This window comes from Nocardia sp. NPDC047648, assembly GCF_040642815.1.
Lineage (GTDB): Bacteria > Actinomycetota > Actinomycetes > Mycobacteriales > Mycobacteriaceae > Nocardia > Nocardia gamkensis.
Genome location: NZ_JBEYSX010000004.1, coordinates 80,236 through 99,786 on the forward strand (window position 1 = coordinate 80,236; position 19,551 = coordinate 99,786).

The 19,551-nt window shown below is 70.6% G+C and carries 19 protein-coding genes; 9 read left to right on the forward strand and 10 right to left on the reverse strand.

Annotation, left to right across the window (positions count from 1 at the left end; translation table 11 throughout):
• The first annotated feature begins 16 nt into the window (after window positions 1-16).
• Complete coding sequence (locus ABZ803_RS11405; protein ID WP_357035575.1) at window positions 17-886, forward strand: DNA-formamidopyrimidine glycosylase family protein; 870 nt, start codon at window positions 17-19, stop codon at window positions 884-886.
• Between the two features lie 9 nt (window positions 887-895).
• Here the strand turns inward: ABZ803_RS11405 and ABZ803_RS11410 are convergent, their stop codons facing one another.
• Genes ABZ803_RS11410 through ABZ803_RS11425 form a run of 4 tightly spaced genes read right to left on the reverse strand, consistent with a single transcriptional unit; the run spans window position 896 to window position 5,489 of the window.
• A complete protein-coding gene (locus ABZ803_RS11410; protein WP_357035578.1) occupies window positions 896-2,404 on the reverse strand; it encodes a carboxylesterase/lipase family protein in 1,509 nt (502 codons plus the stop codon).
• Between the two features lie 13 nt (window positions 2,405-2,417).
• Window positions 2,418-3,854: an NAD(P)/FAD-dependent oxidoreductase gene (locus ABZ803_RS11415; RefSeq protein WP_357035581.1), complete on the reverse strand. Its 1,437-nt coding sequence runs from the start codon at window positions 3,852-3,854 to the stop codon at window positions 2,418-2,420.
• A gap of 8 nt (window positions 3,855-3,862) precedes the next feature.
• Window positions 3,863-4,108: a DUF2630 family protein gene (locus ABZ803_RS11420; protein WP_063052940.1), complete on the reverse strand. Its 246-nt coding sequence runs from the start codon at window positions 4,106-4,108 to the stop codon at window positions 3,863-3,865.
• 10 nt (window positions 4,109-4,118) lie between these two features.
• On the reverse strand, window positions 4,119-5,489 hold the full coding sequence (locus ABZ803_RS11425; RefSeq protein WP_357035585.1) for a PLP-dependent aminotransferase family protein: 1,371 nt from the start codon (window positions 5,487-5,489) through the stop codon (window positions 4,119-4,121).
• Between the two features lie 82 nt (window positions 5,490-5,571).
• On the opposite strand from ABZ803_RS11425, the gene ABZ803_RS11430 reads away from it, so the two are divergent.
• Entirely contained in the window at window positions 5,572-6,246 is a 675-nt protein-coding gene (locus tag ABZ803_RS11430; RefSeq protein ID WP_357035588.1) for a pyridoxamine 5'-phosphate oxidase family protein, read from the forward strand.
• Between the two features lie 238 nt (window positions 6,247-6,484).
• On the opposite strand, the gene ABZ803_RS11435 is transcribed toward ABZ803_RS11430, so the two are convergent.
• The 3 genes from ABZ803_RS11435 to ABZ803_RS11445 all read right to left on the reverse strand — a co-directional run bounded on the left by ABZ803_RS11435 (window position 6,485) and on the right by ABZ803_RS11445 (window position 9,651).
• A complete protein-coding gene (locus tag ABZ803_RS11435) occupies window positions 6,485-7,255 on the reverse strand; it encodes an MspA family porin (protein WP_357035591.1) in 771 nt (256 codons plus the stop codon).
• A 387-nt stretch (window positions 7,256-7,642) separates the two neighbouring features.
• Window positions 7,643-8,884: a hypothetical protein gene (locus ABZ803_RS11440; RefSeq protein WP_357036318.1), complete on the reverse strand. Its 1,242-nt coding sequence runs from the start codon at window positions 8,882-8,884 to the stop codon at window positions 7,643-7,645.
• A gap of 5 nt (window positions 8,885-8,889) precedes the next feature.
• A complete protein-coding gene (locus ABZ803_RS11445; protein WP_174315449.1) occupies window positions 8,890-9,651 on the reverse strand; it encodes a crotonase/enoyl-CoA hydratase family protein in 762 nt (253 codons plus the stop codon).
• 65 nt (window positions 9,652-9,716) lie between these two features.
• Between ABZ803_RS11445 and ABZ803_RS11450 the strand changes: the two genes are divergently transcribed.
• Together ABZ803_RS11450 and ABZ803_RS11455 are read left to right on the forward strand one after the other, a co-directional pair.
• Complete coding sequence (locus ABZ803_RS11450; RefSeq protein ID WP_357035595.1) at window positions 9,717-10,367, forward strand: TetR/AcrR family transcriptional regulator; 651 nt, start codon at window positions 9,717-9,719, stop codon at window positions 10,365-10,367.
• The gene (locus tag ABZ803_RS11455) at window positions 10,354-11,973 is read left to right on the forward strand and encodes an acyl-CoA dehydrogenase family protein (RefSeq protein WP_357035598.1); all 1,620 of its coding nucleotides are present in this window, start codon (window positions 10,354-10,356) and stop codon (window positions 11,971-11,973) included. The genes ABZ803_RS11450 and ABZ803_RS11455 overlap by 14 nt, the downstream gene beginning before the upstream one ends.
• Before the next feature lie 90 nt (window positions 11,974-12,063).
• Here ABZ803_RS11455 and ABZ803_RS11460 read toward each other — a convergent pair whose 3' ends face one another.
• Window positions 12,064-12,465 carry a nuclear transport factor 2 family protein gene (locus ABZ803_RS11460; protein ID WP_357035601.1) on the reverse strand — a complete coding sequence of 134 codons (402 nt, stop codon included), beginning with the start codon at window positions 12,463-12,465 and terminating at the stop codon, window positions 12,064-12,066.
• 71 nt (window positions 12,466-12,536) lie between these two features.
• Here ABZ803_RS11460 and ABZ803_RS11465 point away from each other — a divergent pair, with 71 nt between their 5' ends.
• From ABZ803_RS11465 to ABZ803_RS11475, 3 genes are all read left to right on the forward strand, one after another.
• Window positions 12,537-13,463: a LysR family transcriptional regulator gene (locus ABZ803_RS11465; protein ID WP_357035604.1), complete on the forward strand. Its 927-nt coding sequence runs from the start codon at window positions 12,537-12,539 to the stop codon at window positions 13,461-13,463.
• A gap of 257 nt (window positions 13,464-13,720) precedes the next feature.
• Entirely contained in the window at window positions 13,721-14,425 is a 705-nt protein-coding gene (locus ABZ803_RS11470; protein ID WP_357035607.1) for a nucleoside/nucleotide kinase family protein, read from the forward strand.
• The gene (locus ABZ803_RS11475) at window positions 14,422-14,544 is read left to right on the forward strand and encodes a hypothetical protein (protein ID WP_357035610.1); all 123 of its coding nucleotides are present in this window, start codon (window positions 14,422-14,424) and stop codon (window positions 14,542-14,544) included. Before ABZ803_RS11470 ends, ABZ803_RS11475 begins: the two co-directional genes overlap by 4 nt.
• Before the next feature lie 13 nt (window positions 14,545-14,557).
• On the opposite strand, the gene pgi is transcribed toward ABZ803_RS11475, so the two are convergent.
• The gene (gene pgi, locus ABZ803_RS11480; protein WP_357035613.1) at window positions 14,558-16,195 is read right to left on the reverse strand and encodes a glucose-6-phosphate isomerase; all 1,638 of its coding nucleotides are present in this window, start codon (window positions 16,193-16,195) and stop codon (window positions 14,558-14,560) included.
• Window positions 16,196-16,310: 115 nt separating this feature from the next.
• Here pgi and ABZ803_RS11485 point away from each other — a divergent pair, with 115 nt between their 5' ends.
• Together ABZ803_RS11485 and ABZ803_RS11490 are read left to right on the forward strand one after the other, a co-directional pair.
• On the forward strand, window positions 16,311-17,768 hold the full coding sequence (locus tag ABZ803_RS11485; RefSeq protein WP_357035616.1) for an NAD-dependent succinate-semialdehyde dehydrogenase: 1,458 nt from the start codon (window positions 16,311-16,313) through the stop codon (window positions 17,766-17,768).
• Between the two features lie 136 nt (window positions 17,769-17,904).
• On the forward strand, window positions 17,905-19,122 hold the full coding sequence (locus ABZ803_RS11490) for a hypothetical protein (protein ID WP_357035619.1): 1,218 nt from the start codon (window positions 17,905-17,907) through the stop codon (window positions 19,120-19,122).
• Window positions 19,123-19,238: 116 nt separating this feature from the next.
• On the opposite strand, the gene ABZ803_RS11495 is transcribed toward ABZ803_RS11490, so the two are convergent.
• Window positions 19,239-19,532: a chorismate mutase gene (locus ABZ803_RS11495; protein ID WP_062977356.1), complete on the reverse strand. Its 294-nt coding sequence runs from the start codon at window positions 19,530-19,532 to the stop codon at window positions 19,239-19,241.
• Between the last annotated feature and the right edge of the window lie 19 nt (window positions 19,533-19,551).

A 19,551-nucleotide genomic window follows, 5' to 3' on the forward strand; every position in this document is an offset into this window, starting at 1 on the left:
CGGTAGTCTGGATCGCGTGCCAGAGCTACCGGAAGTGGAGGCGTTGGCTCAGTTCCTCCGGGAGCATGCGGTCGGCGCGGTGATCGGCCGCGTCGACGTGGCCGCCCTCAGCGCCGTCAAGACGTTCGAGCCGCCGATCACCGCGCTGTCCGGTCGCGACGTCACCGGCGCGGGGCGCTGGGGCAAATTCCTCGGGATGGAGTGCGACGGGCTGTGGCTCGTCACGCACCTGTCGCGCGGTGGATGGCTGCGCTGGATCGACGAACCGAGCCCGACGCCGCCCAAGCCGGGCGGCAAGAGTCCGCTGGCGCTGCGGGTGCACTTCTTCACCCCCGAAGGAGCGACGCCCGCCTTCGACCTGACCGAAGCGGGCACGAAGAAGCGGCTCGCGGCGTACGTCGTGGCGGACCCGAAGGCGGTGCCCGGCATCGCCCGGCTCGGTCCCGACGCGCTGGAGGTGACCGAGGCCCAGTTCGCCGACATCCTGCACGGCACCTCGCAGCGGATCAAGACCGCGATCGTGGACCAGGCGCTGCTGGCCGGCGTCGGCAACGCCTACTCCGACGAGATCCTGCACGCCGCGCGGATCTCGCCGTTCGCGAACACCAAGACCCTGCCCGCCGACAAGGTGGCCGAGCTCTACACCGCCATGCGCGCCGTGCTCACCGACGCGGTGCGGCGCTCGGTCGGCCAGGGCGCCGCCCGCCTCAAAGGCGAGAAGCGTTCCGGCATGCGCGTGCACGCCAGGACCGGGCAGCCGTGCCCGGTCTGCGGCGACACCGTCCGCGAGGTCTCCTACGCCGAGCGGTCCTTCCAGTACTGCCCCACCTGTCAGACCGGCGGCAAGATCCTCGCGGACCGGCGGATGTCGCGCCTGCTGAAGTAGCGGCCCCGCTCAGGTCAGCGTGGGGACCCGCACGCCCTGCCAAGCGAGTCGTTTCGCCCGGTCCGGGTCGTGTTCCACACGCGTGGGGTAGTCGATGATCAACGTCGACCTGCGGGCCTCCGTGTACGCGGGCCAGGACGGCAGCGGAGCTCCGGTGCGGGCGAAAGCCAGCCAGTTGTCCTGGAACTGATCGGTGACCGCCCGCAGGCCGCGCCGCCCGCCCGCGGCGGTGAAGGCCCGGCCGACCGGGGTGTCGCCGATGCCGAAGACCGCGATGAGGTCGGTCGCGTGTGTGGCGCCGAGCCCGGCCAAGTGCAGGGCGCGCGGGGCGAAGTCGTAGCGGTAGGCATAGGTCGGCGCGTGCCTGCTGTGCCCTTCCATGACGGTCAGCGAAGGACGCCAGAAGGTGTAGTCGCCGCCCGCCTGGATCGCTGCCTTCGGCTGGGGATATCCGGGGTACGCCGCGGCGATCCGGGATTCGGCCTCGGCGTCGCGCCCGAGCGCGGTGCGCAGCCGGTCGGCGGTGGTGGGCAGCTCGTCGGCGAACCGGGCGAAGAGCGTGCCCTCGTCCCGGTTCGTGCCGATGATCAGCGGCACTTGGTGCGCGGAGCCCTCGGCGATCGCGTCGACCGGGGACAGCGGCAGGAACTCGCCGTCCACCACCGGACACACCGGAAAGGCGCCCGGTTGTTCCCGCACCACCGCGCCGATGGTGCGATCGACGGCGCGGCGGATGTCGTTGGCGCCGGCGGTGCGCAGCACGGTGTGCGCGGTGTCCGGCGTGGCGCCCAGCGCGGCGACACAGCGGCGCGCGAAGCCGCGGGACTCCTCGGGAGTGATCGCCCAGTCGGCGGGCGGGCTCTGCGCAACGGCCCGATGGAACAATCCCTTGGCAGCCGGGGTGGCCAGCAGACCGAGCACGGCGTGCGCGCCGGCCGATTCGCCGAAGATCGTCACGTTGCCGGGGTCGCCGCCGAAGGCCGCGATATTGGTGCGCACCCACTCAAGCGCGGCGAGCTGATCACGCAATCCGAGGTTCGAGTCGAAGGGATGCTCCGCGGTGCCGAATTCGCTGAAGTCGACATAGCCGAACGCGCCCAACCGGTAGTTCAGCGAGACCACCACCACGTCGCCGCGCAGCGCCAGCCGCGCGCCGGAATACAGCCCGAGCGCGGAGGTGCCGATGAGGTAGCCGCCGCCGTGGATGAAGACCAGCACCGGACGCGGGCCCGCCGCCCGTGTCGCGGGCGCGGTGACATTCAGTGTCAGCGCGTCCTCACTGGTCACCTGGTAGGCGCGCGGCCCGATCCGCGCCCCGGAACGGTGCTGCATCGCCGCGGAGGTGAATTCCGTCGCCACCCGGACGCCGGACCACGGTTCGACCGGCTGTGGAGCGCGAAATCGCAGGTCCCCGATCGGAGGAGCCGCGTAGGGGATGGACCGCCAGCGCAGTACGCGGCGGCCCCGGCGGCCGCGGACGATTCCGTCGGCGGTCGCGATATCCGTTGTTGCCACCATCTGCAAATGGTAGCTACGGGCGACGCGCCTCCAACAGGCGCAGCCAGAACTCGCTCACCGCGGGGAAGGCGGGCACGGCGTGCCAGAGAGTGGACAGCGGCACCCGGCCGACCACCGCGATCGTCGCCGCGTGCAATTGTTCGCCCACCTCGGGGCCGACGAACGTAGCCCCGAGCAGCGTGTCGGTGGCGCCGTCGATCACCAGCTTCGCGTGACCGGCGTAGTCGTCGCGCGACAGCGCCGATCCGGCCACCGCGATGTCCAGTTCGACGGTCTCGACCGCGTGCCCGGCGTCGCGGGCCGCGGCTTCGGTCAAGCCGACCGAGGCGACCTCCGGCGCGGTGAACACCACCTGCGGCACCTTGCCGTGATCGGAGCTCGCGACGAATCGCGGGTCGTCCAGCGGTCTGCTCTCTGCTCGTGCGGCGATCACGTCGCCGCACACCCTGCCCTGGTATTTGCCCATATGCGTGAGCGCGGCGCGGTGGTTGAGGTCGCCCACCACATACAGCCACCCGCCGTCGACCTCGCGGGCGGTGAGGTGGTCGTCCACCGCGACGTATCCATCGGGCAGCCCCACCGCGTCCAGGCCCAAGCCCTCGGTGGCGGGCGCGCGTCCGGCCGCCACCACGATCTCGTCCACCTCGAGCGCCGACTCGCCTTCGGGACCGCGCAACCGGACCGTGGCCGGACCGCCGTGGATCCACCCTTCACCGGTGTCCTTCGAGGCCGGGCGCTCGACCGCGGCGGGTTGGGTGCCGAACCGCACCCGCACCCCGGCATCGGACAGCGCCCCCGCGACCAGATCGCGCGCGAACGGCTCGGCCGCGGCCAGCAGCGCCGAGCCGCGCACCAGCAGGGTGACCTCGGCGCCGAGCGCGGCCAGCCAGGTGGCCGCCTCGGCGGCCACCACGCCGCCGCCGACGACGGCGACCCGGCGCGGCACCTCGTGCAGGTTGGTGACGTCGCGGGAGGTCCACGGCAGCGCGGCGCGCAGGCCGGGCACGTCGGGAACGTTCGCGGTGGTGCCGGTGGCCAGCACCACGGCGTGCCGGGCGCGCAACGGCCGCCCGGCGACCTCGACCGTGCGCGCGCCGGTCAGGCGGCCGGTGCCGCGCACGACGTCGATGCGGTTGCTCCGGGCCCAGTCGACCTGGCTGGAATCGTCATGGTCGTGCACGAAGGCGTCGCGCCGCCGCAGCACCGCCTCGACGTCGAGGCCGGTGGCCGAGACGCCCGGCATCGCCCGCGCGGCCGCCAGCACATGGCCCGGCCGCAACAGCGCTTTACTCGGAACGCAGGCCCAGTAGGAGCATTCGCCGCCGACGAGTTCCCGCTCGACGATGGCGGCCGTGCGGTCGCTGCCCGCGACGGCGTAGGCGGCGGCGTTCTCACCCGCGGGCCCGCCACCGATCACGATGACGTCGTAGTCGGTCGCTGTGCTCGACATCGCCGCGCCTACTGCAGGTAGCCCTCGACCTGCGAGACCGTATTGGGCCGGACCCCGTCGGGAGACTCGCCCTGCTCGATCCGCGCCCGGCGATGGCGGAGCAGGTCCCAGGCCTGATCGAGCATCACTTCGAGTTCGGCCAAGCGCTGGCGCTCGGTCTTCGGGTCCAATTCGCCGCGAGTGGCCTGCGAGCGCAGCTGGTGCTCCTGGTCGACCAGTTCCTTGATACGCCCCAAGATGTCCTGTTCGCTCATGCGGACCATGCTACGGCCGGGCGAGGCATTCCGCGGCGATCGGTGCGGCCGCGGTGAGCTGGGGCAAGGGCAACGCCGTGTAACCGAGCGCGACGCCGAAGTGATCACGGCGGGCTCCGAGGTAGTACCTGGACAGGCCGTCGAGCGCGACGCCACGCGCCTGCCCCGCGGCGATCACGCGACGCTCGGCCTCGGCCGACCGCACCGGCACGACGACGTGCGAGCCCGCGTCGTCGCCGAGCACGCCGACGCCGCGGCGGCGCAACGCGGTCACCACCAGTGCCCGGCGCGGTGGCAGCGCGCGGCGCAGCCTGCGCAGGTGCCTGGCCAGATCGCCGTGCGCGGCGAAGGCGACCAGCACGCGCTGCCCCGCCGGGCTCGGACCGGTGCCGGTGCGCTCCCGGTGGGCGAGCACCGCCCCGGCGATCTCCGGAGTGGCGAGCAACCAGCCGACACCGAGGCTGGGGGACAGGATCTTGCTCGTCGTGCCCAAGTGGACGACCACGTCGGGAGCCATGGTGGCCAGCAGCGGCAGCGGCGCGGTGTCGTAACGCAATTCGCCGTCGTAGTCGTCCTCGATGACGAAGATCCCGGCCGCGCGCGCGTGCTCGACGAGCTCGACCCGCCGCGCCGCGGGCATCCGCGCACCGAGCGGAAATTGGTGCGCGGGAGTGCAATACACCGCCTTGATCCGGGTGGACAGCAGGTCCACGCGCAGGCCGTGCGCGTCCACGGGCACCGGGACGACCTCGAGGCCTGCCGCCGCGAAGGCCCCCGCGGCGCGCTGGTAGCCCGGATCCTCCATGGCGACGGCATCGCCCGGCCGCAGCAGCGCCGCGGCCAATTCGCTCACGGCGGAGCTGGTCCCGGCGGTGGCGAGCAGCACGGTGTCGCTGCCCGCGCCGATCCCGCGGTGGCGCAGCAGATGCTCGGTGACCGCCGTGCGGAACTCCGGCTCGCCCGCGCGGTCCTTACGCACGAGCGGGCCGTGATCAGCGGCGGCGCGCCAGGCCCGTCGCCACGCGGCCGGGTCGATCGCGTCGACGCACGGCGCTCCCGGGGCGAGATCGAACAGCCGCGGCGCGGCGTCCGGGCCGTGGACGGAATCGGTGCGCGCGGGCGCGGCGGCCGGTGCGGTCGTCAGGTAGGTGCCGGAGCCGCGCCTGCCGCTGATCCAGCCTTCGGCGTGCAATTGGTCGTAGGCGGCGGCGACCACGGTCCGGCTGACGCCGAGCCGCCCGGCCAGCGCGCGGGTGGACGGCAGCCGATCGCCGCCGCGCAGCGGTCCGCCGGTCGCGGCGCGGCGCAGTTGTTCGGCGATCTGCACCGACAGCGGCTGCGCCAGGTCGCGGTCGAGATCGAGGGGAAGGTCATCCAGCACCGTTGCGCTCCTCGAAGTGGACTGCTGAAAATCATTCGAATTGGCACTTTCATGATGCCATTCGCGGCCCGATGCTGAGTCCATGACCGAAACAGCCGCCCCACGCACGCCGCTCTCGCCCACCCCGCGCAGCACGCCGACCCGGTTGACCGACCGCGCCAGGACCGATCGCGCCGACTTGGACGCGGTGCTCGACGCGGGGCTGATCTGCCACCTCGGCGTGCTGCTCGGCGGCACGCCGGTCGTGCTGCCGACCTCCTACGGCCGCGACGGCGACACGCTCTACCTGCACGGCTCGACCGGCGCGGGAAACATGCGCGCGGCCGTCGCCACCGACATCTCGGTGACGGTGACCCTGGTCGACGGCGTGGTCTACGCGCGTTCGGCCATGCATTTCTCGATGAACTACCGCTGCGCGGTCGTGCTCGGACGGGCTCGCGAGGTGACCGATCACGACGAGCGCCTGCACGGGCTGCGCGTGATCGTCGACCACGCGGCGCCCGGCGCGTGGTCTCGCGTGCGGCCCCCGAGCAAGAAGGAACTCGCCGCCACGAAAGTGCTCGCCTTCGACCTCACCGAGGCCTCGGTGAAGGTCCGGTCCGGCGGCCCGAAGGACGACCCGTCGGACATCGACAACGGGGGCGTGTGGGCGGGTGTCCTCCCGCTGCGCCAGACCTGGGACACCCCGATCGACTCCGCGGACCTGGACCCCGGCGTTCGGGTTCCCTCGGATGTCCTGGAGCGCGCCGCCGGCTGATCCGGCACGTAGCTCGCACGGCCACTCGTCTTTTCGCATCCGTCACAAGCGCACGCGGGAAACCTCGCCGACGCCGGAATCCGAGCGGATCGCCGAGCGCGCGGCGCGTTCGACACCATCGACGGTGACCATCGGCCGCGCACCCGGGCGAGTGCCGCCGTGTCGCGCAGTGGATCTCGGATGCGCGGTTCGGCCGGGGTCGGCGCGCGCCGCTGGACGGATCGGTGCGGTGCGGCGGTCAGAACCAGAACGCTGCGCCGTAACCCGTCGTTTGCGCTGAGGCCTTTTTCGAATCGGCCCGTACGGTGACAAACGGCATGGCCGAGGCCGGTGAAAGGCAGCCGCTGATATTCAACGGGGTATTGGTGTGTGCGAAGGTGTAAGGGAATTCGGACTCACCGTCGATTTCCGCCGCGCCGATCACCGCCGCCGTGACCGAACCGGGGGCCAGATTCACCGCGAGTTCGACGGCGACTCCCGCCTCGACGTCGAAGCTGGGCTGGATGCCGACGGCGGCGCCGACGCTGACGCTCGGCGGAGCGGTCAGTTGCAGGGAGGGCATCATCATCTTCTGATCGGGCATCATGTTCATCTCCACGGAGGGCGCATCCCAGGTGAGGGAGCCCTCCAGGCCGAAGGAGGGCGCGATCCCGAAGTCGACACCGACGCTCGGCGAGATACCGATCGAGATGCCGTTGGAGATGTCGACCGCGCAGCCGACCAGATATCCGATGGCGATTTCCCCTTCACGCAGCGCCGAGGGGCCGTCGAGAAATACCGAGAAGTCTCCTGACACCTTGACCGCGTGCACGAACGGAACTCCCGGCGGGATATCACCGCCCGCGGGCACGACATTGTTGGCGTTCGCCGACGCGATCAGATGCAGGCCACCGGCATTGATCTCTCCTGGCGCGGCGCCCGCCACGGAATCGGAAACAGCGAAAGCGCCGGTGGCGGCCACAACCACCGTTACGATCGCGGCGAGAGTACGCGAATGCTTTCGGTTCATCATGCTCCACTCGAGTATCGATGGAATCGGAACTTCATGCGCGAAAGGCCTGCACGGCAAATGGGTCGTCGCGGCCGCCAGTCGGCCTACGCCGCAGACTTTATCGGGCGGTGCGGCCGACGGCGGTGATCACACCGACACGGCGAGTCGGCCGACCCGACCGATCGCGGTCGTGGTCGGCATTCGCGCGAACCGCCGGCGACCGGCGAGCGAAACCATCCGATTTCATACCAGGTCGCCGAAACTCCGCGCTGTTCGCCGAAAGATTGCGCGTGTCGTCGAATTCGCCGCGCAGACCTGCGAGCCGGGTGCGCCCGTGGATCTGCCCGCGGCTCGCCGGGCGCGCCCGTGCGGATGACCGCAGCTCGGCGCGTCAGCCCGCGGGAATCACCACGCGTCGGCGTGCAAGCCCGCGCAATTCGCCGCGCGCAGCGCCAGCTCACGCAACGCGCCCGCCGACGTGATCCGCGCCGGGTCCAGGCCGACCAGGCTCAGCACATAGTCGTCGCCGATTCGGCAGAGGTAGCCCGAGAGGCGGGTGCGGGGCAGTCGCGCGACGGCCAGGCCGGGATGGATGGCGCGGGCAGCGACGCCGGTGCAGTGGTGCGGGCCGAGTCGGAGCAGCGAGGCGGGGAGCGTTCCGATGTTGGAGCACAGGATGTCCCGTTCGCCCGCACCCTCGGACAACGCGTAGGCCCAGCGGTCCGGAATCACCTGGAGGAGTTCTTCGGGCATGCCGCTCGGTGCGGACATGCGGTGCGCGTAGGCGGAACGGGCCAGTGCGCGGATCGTCGCCGGGGTGTCGGCGCGGGTGATCGCGATGCGCGTCATGGCGAGGTCGTTGTCGACCCGGGGTTCGTCGCGGGTGTCGACGGGCAGGCTGGCCTCGATCGTGTCGCCGGGAAATCCGCTGTCCCACAGCACGGTCGCGACGAGGTGGATGAACAGGCTGTTCGCCGTGCCGCCGTCGCGCGCAGCCACGCGGTCCCACTCGGCGGCCGGGCATTGCAGGATCGCGCTGTGCGTCGCGTTGTCCGCCCGGCGCGGCTGCTCGTCCCGGCGCGGCACGGCGGGTTGCCGCGGTATCCCGTGCCGCAGCGCAGCCGCGGTGCCGCGCAGGACGATCGACCACTGGCGGCGGGCGTCGGCCCAATCCGATTCCCGCGCGGACGGATCCGCCGGACGCACCCGGGCGCCGCCCAGCGCGTCGTCCACCGCGAGCACCAGTGCGCGCCCGTCGGCCAGTGCGTGCGAGCAGGTGAGGGAGACAACCGAACCGCCGTCGTCCAGCATCGCCGTCGACAGCAGCCACCCGGGACCGAATTCCGGATCGAGCCCGCCACCCTGCGCGTCGGCCCAGTCCAGCAGTCGCGCGACCGGGAGAACGTCCCCTGCGCGGTCGATGGGGTACGCGCGCACGTTCGGGCGCCAGGCCCGGCGAGCGCCCGGCACGCGCGAGCCGATCACCCTGCGGCCCAACGGTCCCGAGCGCAGGGCCGCGTGCACCCGTTCCAGCAGCGCCGGGTCCACTCGGTCGGCCGTCCGCCACAGCCCTTGCAGCGCGATCGGCGTGCCGAGCCCGCGGTGGCTACGCAGAAAGATCTCGTCGACGACGCTCAGGCGGCCCATCGGGCTCAAGCGCGAGCGCCGTGCCGGCCCGCACCCGAGGCGAAGCGCGCGGCCCCGTCCAGGGCGCCGCCGGCCAGTGCGGTCAGGCCGTGGCGGAACTCGTTGCGCAGGGCCGACTCCTCGGTCATTCCCTCCTGCTCGAGCAGCGACATCCGGTCCGAGCGCAGGCAGGTCTGCGGTAGCGCGGCCAGTTCCGCGGCCAAGGCCTCCGCGGCGCGGCGGGCTTCACCGGTGGGCACCACGCGGTTGACCAATCCCATCCGCAGCGCCTCGTCGGCGTCGACCGCGCGTCCGGTGAGCACCAGATCCATGGCGCGGCCCTCGCCCACGATCCGCGGCAGCCGGATGGTGCCGCCGTCGATCAGCGGGACACCCCAGCGGCGGCAGAAGACGCCGAAGGTGCTGTCCTGCTCGGCGACCCGCAGGTCGCACCACAGGGCGAGTTCCAGACCACCGGCCACCGCGAAGCCGGAGACCGCCGCGATCACCGGCTTGGACAGTCGCATCCGGGTCGGGCCCATCGGGCCGTCACCGTCTTCGGCGGCGCGGTTGGAGCGCTCGGTGCCGAGCGCCTTGAGGTCGGCGCCCGCGCAGAACGTGCCGCCGTCGCCCCACAGCACCGCGACCGCCGCATCGGGGTCGGCGTCGAATTCCCGGAAGGCGTCGGCCAGCGCCGCGGCGGTCGGCCCGTCCACCGCGTTGCGCGCTTCGGGACGATGCAGGATCACGGTGGTCACGGGGCCGTTGCGTTCGACGAGTACGGTCACGCGCTCGACCATACGCCGTAAAAGCACCCTTGCGTGAAGAAATGAATCCGTGATTCACTTCTTGGGTGGCCTACCGCAGAACCCCTGCCGTGCAGGCCCGCCTGGACGCCCAGGCGGGGCTGATCGTGCACGCCGCGACCAAGGTGCTCTCCCGCGGCGGCTACGGCGCGCTGTCCATGGCGGCGGTCGCGGCCGAGGCCGGCGTGGCCACCGGCACCGTCTACAAGAACTTCGACGGCAAGTCCGCCTTGGTGCGGGCGGTGTTCCGGAAAGTGGTCGCCCGCGAGGTCGCCGCCGTGGCCGAGGCGGGTTCGCGCGGAACGGCCGTCGAGCGGGTGACCGCGGCGGTGGAGACCTTCGCGGGCCGCGCGCTGAAGAACCCGAACCTGGCCTACGTGCTGCTCGCCGAGCCGGTAGACGCCGCCGTGGACAGTGAACGCCTGCGCTTCCGGCGCGCCTTCGCCGAGACCTTCGAATCGGCGGTTGCCGAGGGTATCTCGCGGGGTGAACTGCCCCCGCAGGATCCGAGGATCAGCGCGGCCGCGTTGGTCGGCGCGATCGGCGAGGTGCTGGTGGGCCCGCTCGCCGACGCGCCACACGGCGAATCCGTCGTCCCCGAACTCACCGCTTTCGCGATCCGCGCGCTCGGCGTGCGCGACGACCCGGGCGCGCTCGCCGCCCGGCTGGAATCAGGAGTGTCAGATGCAGACGCATGAAGTCTTCAACCAGGTGCCCGACATCGTGCCCTTCGACGCCTCGCGCAATCCGGCGCTGCTCGAGGGCCTGCACCGGGAAGGCGCGGGCTGGGCCGAAGCGGAGGTGCGGGAACTGGGCGCGCTCGCGGGTGGTGCGCAGGCGCAGGAGTGGGGCAGGCTGGCCAACGAATACCCGCCGGTGCTGCGCACCCACGACCGCTACGGCAACCGCGTCGACGAGGTGGAGTTCCATCCGCACTGGCACGAGCTGATGCGCGTCGCCGTCGAGCACGGCCTGCACGGCGCACCGTGGCTGGACGACCGCCCGGGCGCGCACACGGCGCGTGCGGCGAAGTTCTACACCTGGGGCGTCGCCGACGCGGGACACATGTGCCCGATCTCCATGACCTACGCGGTGGTCCCCGCCTTGCGGCACAACCCGGAACTCTCGGCGCGATTCGAACCGCTGCTCGGCTCTCGCGTCTACGACTTCGGGCTGCGGGAACCGTCCGCCAAGGCCGGGCTCATCGCGGGCATGTCGATGACCGAAAAGCAGGGCGGCTCGGACGTCCGCGCCAACACCACCACCGCGACGCCGCAGCCGGACGGCAGCTACCGGATCGTCGGGCACAAATGGTTCACCTCCGCGCCGATGTCGGACATGTTCCTCACCCTGGCGCAGGCTCCCGGCGGCCTGTCCTGCTTCCTGCTGCCCCGGGTGCTGCCGGACGGCGCCCGCAACCCCATCCGCATCCAGCGGCTCAAGGACAAGCTGGGCAACAAGTCCAACGCCTCGTCGGAGATCGAATACGAGAACGCCGTCGGCTGGCTGGTCGGCGCGGAGGGCGCGGGCGTCAAGACCATCATCGAGATGGTGAACATGACCAGACTGGACTGCGTGATCGGCTCGGCCACCGGCATGCGTGCGGGCGCCGTCTACGCGGTGCACCACGCCAGGCACCGCAAGGCGTTCGGAGCCGCCCTGATCGACCAGCCCGCGATGCGCAATGTGCTGGCCGATCTGGTGATCGAGTCCGACGCCGCGACCACCGTGATGATGCGGCTGGCCGGGGCCACCGACCGGGCAGGCCGGGACCCGGCCGAGGCGGCGCTGCGGCGCATCGCGCTGGCGGTCACCAAGTACTGGGTGTGCAAGCGTGCGCCCGCGCACGCGGCCGAGGCGCTGGAATGCCTGGGCGGCAACGGGTACGCCGAGGAATCCGGCATGCCGCGGCTGTACCGGGAGGCGCCGCTGATGTCCATCTGGGAGGGTTCGGGCAACGTCGCCGCCCTGGACGCGTTGCGCGCCATGGGGCGTCAGCCGGAGACGGTCGAGGCGTACTTCGAGGAAGTGTCGCGCGCCAAGGGCGAGAACCCGCGCTTGGACGACGCGATCGCCCGGGTCGGCAAGGAATTGTCGGATCTCGACGACATCGAATACCGCGCAAGGCGCGTCGTCGAGTTGATGGCGCTCGTGCTCCAGGGCGCTCAGCTCGTTCGCCACGGCCGCCCCGCCGTCGCCGACGCCTTCTGCGCCACCCGGCTCGGAGACGACTGGGGCATCGCGTTCGGCACGCTGCCCACCGGCGTCGACACGGGCGCGATCGTCGAGCGCGCGTTCGTCTGAGCCTCGGGTGCCCTGGGGACCGGTTCGGGTTCCCGGTGCGCAGCGAGTCAACCGGGACTCAGGCCCCGCGTGGCCCGTCTGGTGCCGGTGTCACGCGGGCCGGGTGAGTACGCGCTCGACCAACGCCGTATTGCAGTACTCGACCACCTCGCGCAATTTCCCGTCGGCGACCTGGAAGACGAAGCAGTAGGTCTGGTCGTAGTTCTCCCCGCGTGTGGTCACGCCCTCGGCGCGGGCCCGCACGACGACGCGGTCGCCCTCGGCGATGATCGTCTCGGCGGCGATGCGGTACCCGGTGAACTGAGTCATCAGTGGACGCAGGAGTCGTTCCAGTACCGCGCTTTTCGGTTCCCAAGTGCCGCTCCAGGACCAGTCGCCCGGGAACACCCAGCGGAAATCGTCGGCCATCGCGTCGCTCAGCGCGCGGGTATTGCCGGAGGACATCTGCTCGAAGATGTCCGCGAGCAGCTTCTTGTTCTCGATCGCAGTCATGACGACGACGCTAAGGTCGCGCCATCTATGCGACAAGCGACTGTCTCGCATATCTGGTATGAGCAATGAGCATGGATGAATTCAGTGTGTCCGGCCTGCGCGTGGTGCGAGAGGCAGCCGCCTGCGGCTCGTTCTCGACCGCCGCGGAGAACCTCGGCTACACGCAGTCCGCGGTGTCCCGGCAGATCGCGCTCATGGAGCGGGCGGCGGGTCGCGCGCTGTTCGAGCGGCACGCCCGTGGCGTGCGGCCCACCGCGGCGGGGCGCGTCGTCCTGCGCCACGCGGACGTGATCCTGGCCGAGCTGGAGCAGGCCCGGCACGACATCCGTCATCTCGCGGCGCGCCCGGCGGCCCGCCTGCGCCTCGGGGCGTTCTCGACCGCCATGGCCGCTTTGGTGCCCCGTGCGATCGCCGCCACCGCCGCCCGCGACCGGCAGTTGCGGATCTCGCTGCGCGAAGGGCTCAGTCCCAGGCTGCTCACCGCCGTCGCGCGCGGACGCCTCGACCTCGCGGTGGTGACCTCGCCGGACACCGTGCCCTCCGGCGTCGAGATCGAGCCACTGGTGGACGATCCGTTGCTCGTCGCCGTCGCGTCCACGCATGCGCTCGCCCGCACCACCAGCGCTACGCCCGACCTGCTGCGCGACGAACGATGGATCGCGGGCAGCCAGGAGCCCTCCGCCACTCTCCTCGGGGCGTGGCGCGACCAAGGCCGAGAGCCGGAGATCGCGTTCGTCGCCCGCGACTGGTTCGCCAAACTGGGCCTCGTCGCGGCCGGACTGGGCGTCACGGTGGTCCCCGGCATCGCCGTCCCCGTGCTGCCGCCGACCATCGCGCTGCTACGGATCGATCATCCCGCCGCGGTCCGGCGCACCGTCCTCGCGCATCGCGGCGATCGCGAGACCGTCGAAATCCGCGGCATGTTCGCCGAGGCGCTGCGCGACCGAGCAGCCGAGCTGTCGACCGAGGTGCGCCTGCGCCTTCGCGGTGGTGCCTGAGCGGCCGAGCTGTCGGTCGAGGTGCGCCTGCGCCTTCGCGGTGGTGCCTGAGCGGCCGAGCTGTCGGTCGAGGTGCGCCTGCGCCTTCGCGGTGATGCCTGAGCGGCCGAGCTGTCGACCGAAGTCCGCCAGCGCCTCCGCGGTGGTGCCTGAGCGCGGCATCACCGTTCGGTGGGACGAACAGCGGAGTCCACCGCGCGGGTGTGGACACCTGCGGGGACGCGTCGGTGGCAGGCGGCGACGGTAGTGTGGCGGCGGTGGCAGGGGAGTTCGTCGAGAGACCGCTGGGCTGGTTGGTCCGGCGGGTGCGGGAGCGAGCCGGGCGGGGACGGTATCTGCTCGGCATCGCGGGGCCGCCGGGCGCGGGGAAATCCACCTTGTCGGTCGCGCTGCGCGACACGATCAACCGCGAGGCGGGCGGCATGGTCGCCGAGATCGCACCCATGGACGGGTTTCACCTGGGCAACGACATCCTCCGGGCCACGGGAAGTCTTGCCCGCAAGGGGGAGCCGGACACCTTCGACGTCGATGGTTACGTAGCGGGGCTGCGACGCTTGCGGACCACACCGGTGGGCGAGCCGGTGGATTGGCCCACGTTCGACCGGTCCGTCGACGCCCCGGTGCCCGGCGGCGTGGTGTTCGACCGGCAGTCCATCGTCCTCACCGAGGGCAACTATCTGCTGCTCGACGACTTCGGCACGCACCGATGGTCGGCGGTCCGGGCACTCCTGGACGAGTGCTGGTATCTGGACGCGGCGCGCGACGTGATCGAGTATCGCCTGCTGCGCAGACACATTCGCGGTGGTCGCACGCCCGCGGCAGCGCACGGCAAGGTGCGCGACAGCGACTTGCACAACGCGGATCTCGTCGCGGCCACCGAGCGGCGCGCCGACCTCGTGCTGCGCGCGGAGGCGGGAAACTACGCGGTGGCTGTCCCGCCACCGGGATTAAGCGCGGAGTGAGCGTCCAAGTGGTCTTCGACCTGGGCGTCATCGGTACCTTGATCGCGATCTCCACCTCGCGCGTCGTCCAGCGACTCGACGAGGCGCGACGCGAACCCCCGCCCGGCGGGGCCGCCTAGCGCGCGGACGAACTCAGCGGTGCGCGCGATACCAGCGAATGAGCGAATCCGTCGACGAATCGTCCTGCGGCCGCGGCTCTTCGGCCGCTGTGAGCAGCGGAGCCAAGGCGAGCGCCTGCTGCTTGCCCAGTTCGACACCCCACTGGTCGAAACTGTCGATGCCCCAGATGGTGCCCTCCACGAAAACCTGGTGCTCGTAGAGCGCGATGAGCTGACCGACGACCGACGGGGTGAGCCGCGGCGCGAGAATGGTGGTGGACGGGCGGTTGCCGGGCATCACCTTGTGCGGCACGATCTCGGGCTCTGTCCCCTCGGCCGCGATCTCCTCGGCGGTCTTGCCGAACGCGAGCACCTTGGTCTGCGCGAACAGGTTGCTCATCAGGATGTCGTGCATGCTGCCGGTGCCGTCGGCGGTGGCCAGATCGTCGGTGGGCTGCGCGAATCCGATGAAATCCGCGGGAACGAGCCGGGTGCCCTGGTGCAGCAGTTGATAGAAGGCGTGCTGCCCGTTGGTGCCCGGTTCGCCCCAGAAGATCTCGCCGGTGGAGGTCGTGACCGGTGTGCCGTCGGCACGGACCGACTTCCCGTTGGACTCCATGGTCAATTGCTGCAAGTACGCGGGGAAGCGGGCCAGATCATTCGAATAGGGCAGCACGGCATGGGATTCCGCCCCGAAGAAGTTCGAATACCAGACGCCGAGCAGGCCGAGCAGTACCGGAGCGTTCGCCTCCAGCGGCGCCTCGGCGAAATGCCGGTCCACGGCGTGCATGCCCGCGAGGAATTCCGCGAAGCGCTCCTTGCCGATGGTCGCCATCACCGAAAGGCCGATCGCCGAGGCCACCGAGTAGCGGCCGCCGACCCAATCCCAGAACCCGAACATGTTCTCGGTATCGATACCGAATTTCGCGACACGTTCGGCATTGGTGGACACCGCGACGAAGTGCTTGGCCACGGCGTCCTCACCGAGCGCGGCGACCAGCCAGCGCCGGGCCGCGGTCGCGTTCGTGAGCGTCTCCAGGGTGGAGAAGGTCTTGGACGCGACGATGAACAGCGTGGTGGCCGGATCGAGCCCGTCCAGCTTCGCGACCAGGTCGGCGGGATCGACGTTCGAGACGAATTCGGCGCCGATACCGGCGTCCTCGTAGTGCCGCAGCGCCTGATGCACCATGACCGGCCCCAGGTCCGACCCGCCGATGCCGATATTGACCACCGTCGTGATGCGCTCGCCGGTCGCCCCGCGCCACGCGCCGGAGCGCAGCGCGTCGGTGAACTCGCCCATCCGCCGCAGCACCCGGTGCACCTCGGCGCCCGCGTCGGCGCCGTCGATGATCATCGTCTCGCCTTCGGGCAGCCGCAGCGCGATGTGGCCGACCGCGCGGTCTTCGGAGGTGTTGATGTGCGCACCCCGGTACATCGCGTCGCGCCGCTCGGGCACGCCCGCCTCGCGCGCCAATTCCACCAGCAGATGCAGGGTTTCCCGGTTCACGCGGTGCTTGCTGTAGTCGATGTGCAGGTCCGCCACCTGGACGGTCAGCTCGCTGCCCCGGGCCGGATCGTCGGCGAAGAACTCCCTGAGGTGTCGTCCGGCGACGGTGCCGTGGTGATCGTGCAGTTTCCGCCATGCCGCCGTCGCGGTGATGTCGCTGCTCACGTTCGCCGAGAGTACAAGCAGGCACCGCCGCGCGCACGGGTGCCTGCGTGGAGAGCCGGCCGGACCGGCGCGCGTTCGGCGTTTGCGCTTCCGTCGTGAGGCTTAGGCTGGCGTCATGGTGTCCGAACGTGAACTTCTCGAATCCGTACCGAAGCAGTTGTGGATCGCAGGGCGGCCCGTCGACGCCACCGGCGCGGGCACCTTCCCGGTGCACAATCCGGCGACCGGCGAGGTGCTGACGCACGTCGCCGACGCGACGCCGGAGGACGCGATGCGCGCGCTGGACGCGGCGGTCGCGGCCCAGGACGAATGGGCGGCCACGCCCGCCCGCGAGCGCGGGGAGCTCCTGCGCGCGGTGTTCGAACAGATCACCGCGCGCGCGGAGGAGTTCGCCCTGCTGATGACCCTGGAAATGGGCAAGGCGCTGCCGGAGAGCCGCAACGAGGTGCGCTACGGCGCCGAGTTCTTCCGCTGGTTCAGCGAGGAAGCCGCCCGGGTGCACGGGCGCTACCTGCACGCTCCTTCCGGCACCGGCCGGATCGTGGTGCACAAGCAACCGGTGGGCCCTTGCTTGGCGATCACCCCGTGGAATTTCCCGCTCGCCATGGGCACGCGCAAGATCGGCCCCGCGCTGGCCGCGGGCTGCACGATGATCGTCAAGCCCGCCTCGGCGACGCCGCTGACCATGCTGCTGCTGGCGAAGCTGTGCAGCGAGGCGGGGTTGCCCGACGGCGTCCTGTCCGTGCTCACCTCCAGCCACTCCGGCGCGGTGACCCAGCCGCTGCTCGACGATCCCCGGCTGCGCAAACTCACTTTCACCGGCTCCACCGAGGTGGGCAAGAAGCTGGTGGAGAAATCCGCGAACCGGCTGCTGCGCACCTCGATGGAACTCGGCGGGAACGCGCCGTTCGTGGTGTTCGACGACGCCGACATCGATGCCGCCGTACAGGGCGCGATGCTGGCGAAACTGCGCAACGGCGGCGAGGCGTGCACCGCCGCCAACCGTTTCCACGTGCACAACAGCGTGCTCGAGGAGTTCACCACCAAGTTGGTCGAGGCGATGGAGAGCAGCGTTCGGCTCGGGCCGGGCGCCGATCCGGACACCACGCTGGGCCCGCTGATCAACGAGGAGCAACTGCGTACGGTCGGCGAGTTGGTGGACGACGCCGTCGCGAAGGGCGCGCGGGTGCTGATCGGCGGCAAGGCGCCCGACGGCCCCGGCTGGTTCTATCCGGCGACGATCCTGCGCGACGTCCCGCCGCAGGCCAGGATCCTGCGCGAGGAGGTGTTCGGCCCGGTCGCCCCGATCGTCGGTTTCGACACCGAGGAGCAGGGGCTCACCGCCGCCAACGACACGGAATTCGGACTGGTCAGCTACGTCTACACCCGCGACCTCGACCGTGCCCTGCGGATTGCCGAGGGTCTGGAATCCGGCATGGTCGGCGTCAACCGCGGCGTCATCTCCGACCCCGCTGCTCCTTTCGGCGGCGTCAAGGAGTCCGGCTTCGGCAGGGAGGGCGGCACGGAGGGAATCGAGGAGTACCTGTCCACCAAGTACATCGCGCTCACGTGAGAGAGTGAGCGCGACTGCCCCCACCCCCATGCTTTCGGGGGGCGACTGCGTCGATCATCCGCATTAGCCTCGACTCGGGTTTCGATGAGGGTCGAAGGGCTGGTCATGAGAAGGTGCGGGTGCCGGTGATGCCCGATTGAGCAACGGCATTATCAGAGTCTTCTTGCAGGCCGTGGACGATTTGAAACGGCTGACCAGGAGGGGAGCCGAGGGCGCCGCCGAGATGAAAACAGGCGCGGCCCGCGCCTCCCGGCAAGTCGCCGACGTGCACACGCACGGCGACGCCGACGGTGCTCTCACCATCCGACGTCGATGGTCCTCGGCAGGCGGCGATGCCGATACCAGGCGGGATTTGTGCCCCCCGCCGCCGGACCGAGCGTCGTTGGACCGGGCCGGACAGCGACTCGACGCCGAATTGAGTCGACGTTTCGGCGAGAAGGGACCGAGCGACGATGAATGGTCCGACTTCATAGCCCACCGTCGGCTGTCCCGGCTGGAGCAATACGCCCTCATCGACCGGAGAATCGAGAAATCAGCGGCTTCTCTCGGCCGGGACAGCGCCGAGATACGTGAGCAGATGCGGCGAGAGCTGAAGGAAGCGCTCGACGGGAAACCCCTCGCTATCCGGGTCCGCGACGAGGAACTCGCGGCCATCCTCGGGGAAGGGCGAATCAGGGGCGCTCGCAACCCCGTGGGCGATCGTGCCCATGCCGAAGAAGAGTGGTTCGGCCCGCACGTCCACGACAACCCACCCGTCTACGGCTACGTTGCCGTGGACGGAGTGCGCCCATCACAACCGGGCCTCATCGATGCGTTGTCGGAGCTGAACTACGGCGACAATCAGATCTATCTGAAGCCGGAGGTCCGGTCACGAACGACCATCACGTTCGGTGACTCGCTGGTGGAGAGGGACCTGGCGATACCCTCCCCCGTGGACAACCCGTCGGAATACTCCTATGGCGCCGGAGTGAACGGCATCGCTCCGATCGGGCGCGACTATCTCGGAGCAGACTTTCGCGGCAACCATTTCATCGAAGCCCAGATGTTCGACCTCACCACCGCGGACATAGATTTCATCGGATTGCACCAGCCACCCGGTGCGGCATTGCGACAGGCGCTGGACCAATCCGGGGTGGATTGGCGTGTTCTGACCAATCGCACGATCGCGGCGGAGGGCACTCCCGCGGAGCGAGCGGCCGCGATCGAACGGACGAGTCAGGACTTGGAGCATCTTCGCCATGTGCATCCCACTATCCGCTCGCATGCCGAACCGCTGGAAGCCGAGCTGAGGGACGACCTGCGGGTCCTGAGCGATTCCACCACGGGTGAGGGACCGGCCGCAGCACCTGGATAGCGCCGGTGGACGTGTGCGGGCACGGGGCGGACATGAGGCGACCGCCCCGGGGTGCGTGTACACCCGGGGCGGCCGGGGGAAGCGACGGTCCGGCGAGCGCGCCGCGTGCTCTCAGTTCAGTGGCCGAGACGACCGCGGCCGAGGCGAAGCAGCAGCATGGCGAGGGTGTGGCCTTCCTGGCCGAGCTCGCTGAAACGCTCCAGCACCTTCATCTCGCGACTGTGCACAAGGCGCGGCCCGCCCGACGCCATGCGCGTCCGGCCGATGATCCGGGAGATCTCCGTCCGGCGCTTGATCGCGGCCAGGATCTCGGCGTCGAGACGATCGATCTCCTTGCGGAGCTTGTCGATCTCGGCCTCGGTCTGCGGCAGCGCGGATTCGGACCCGGTCGTCGTGGCAGGGGTGCTCATCATTCATCTCCTCGTGTCA

What these genes read in the sequence shown, in the direction of transcription:
- ABZ803_RS11410 (WP_357035578.1), bottom strand. Translation starts at nt 2,404, where the DNA reads ATGGTGGCAACAACGGATATCGCGACCGCCGACGGAATCGTCCGCGGC.
- ABZ803_RS11415 (WP_357035581.1), bottom strand. Translation starts at nt 3,854, where the DNA reads ATGTCGAGCACAGCGACCGACTACGACGTCATCGTGATCGGTGGCGGG.
- ABZ803_RS11420 (WP_063052940.1), bottom strand. Translation starts at nt 4,108, where the DNA reads ATGAGCGAACAGGACATCTTGGGGCGTATCAAGGAACTGGTCGACCAG.
- ABZ803_RS11430 (WP_357035588.1), top strand. Translation starts at nt 5,572, where the DNA reads ATGACCGAAACAGCCGCCCCACGCACGCCGCTCTCGCCCACCCCGCGC.
- ABZ803_RS11435 (WP_357035591.1), bottom strand. Translation starts at nt 7,255, where the DNA reads ATGAACCGAAAGCATTCGCGTACTCTCGCCGCGATCGTAACGGTGGTT.
- ABZ803_RS11440 (WP_357036318.1), bottom strand. Translation starts at nt 8,884, where the DNA reads ATGGGCCGCCTGAGCGTCGTCGACGAGATCTTTCTGCGTAGCCACCGC.
- ABZ803_RS11455 (WP_357035598.1), top strand. Translation starts at nt 10,354, where the DNA reads ATGCAGACGCATGAAGTCTTCAACCAGGTGCCCGACATCGTGCCCTTC.
- ABZ803_RS11460 (WP_357035601.1), bottom strand. Translation starts at nt 12,465, where the DNA reads ATGACTGCGATCGAGAACAAGAAGCTGCTCGCGGACATCTTCGAGCAG.
- ABZ803_RS11465 (WP_357035604.1), top strand. Translation starts at nt 12,537, where the DNA reads ATGGATGAATTCAGTGTGTCCGGCCTGCGCGTGGTGCGAGAGGCAGCC.
- ABZ803_RS11485 (WP_357035616.1), top strand. Translation starts at nt 16,311, where the DNA reads ATGGTGTCCGAACGTGAACTTCTCGAATCCGTACCGAAGCAGTTGTGG.
- ABZ803_RS11495 (WP_062977356.1), bottom strand. Translation starts at nt 19,532, where the DNA reads ATGAGCACCCCTGCCACGACGACCGGGTCCGAATCCGCGCTGCCGCAG.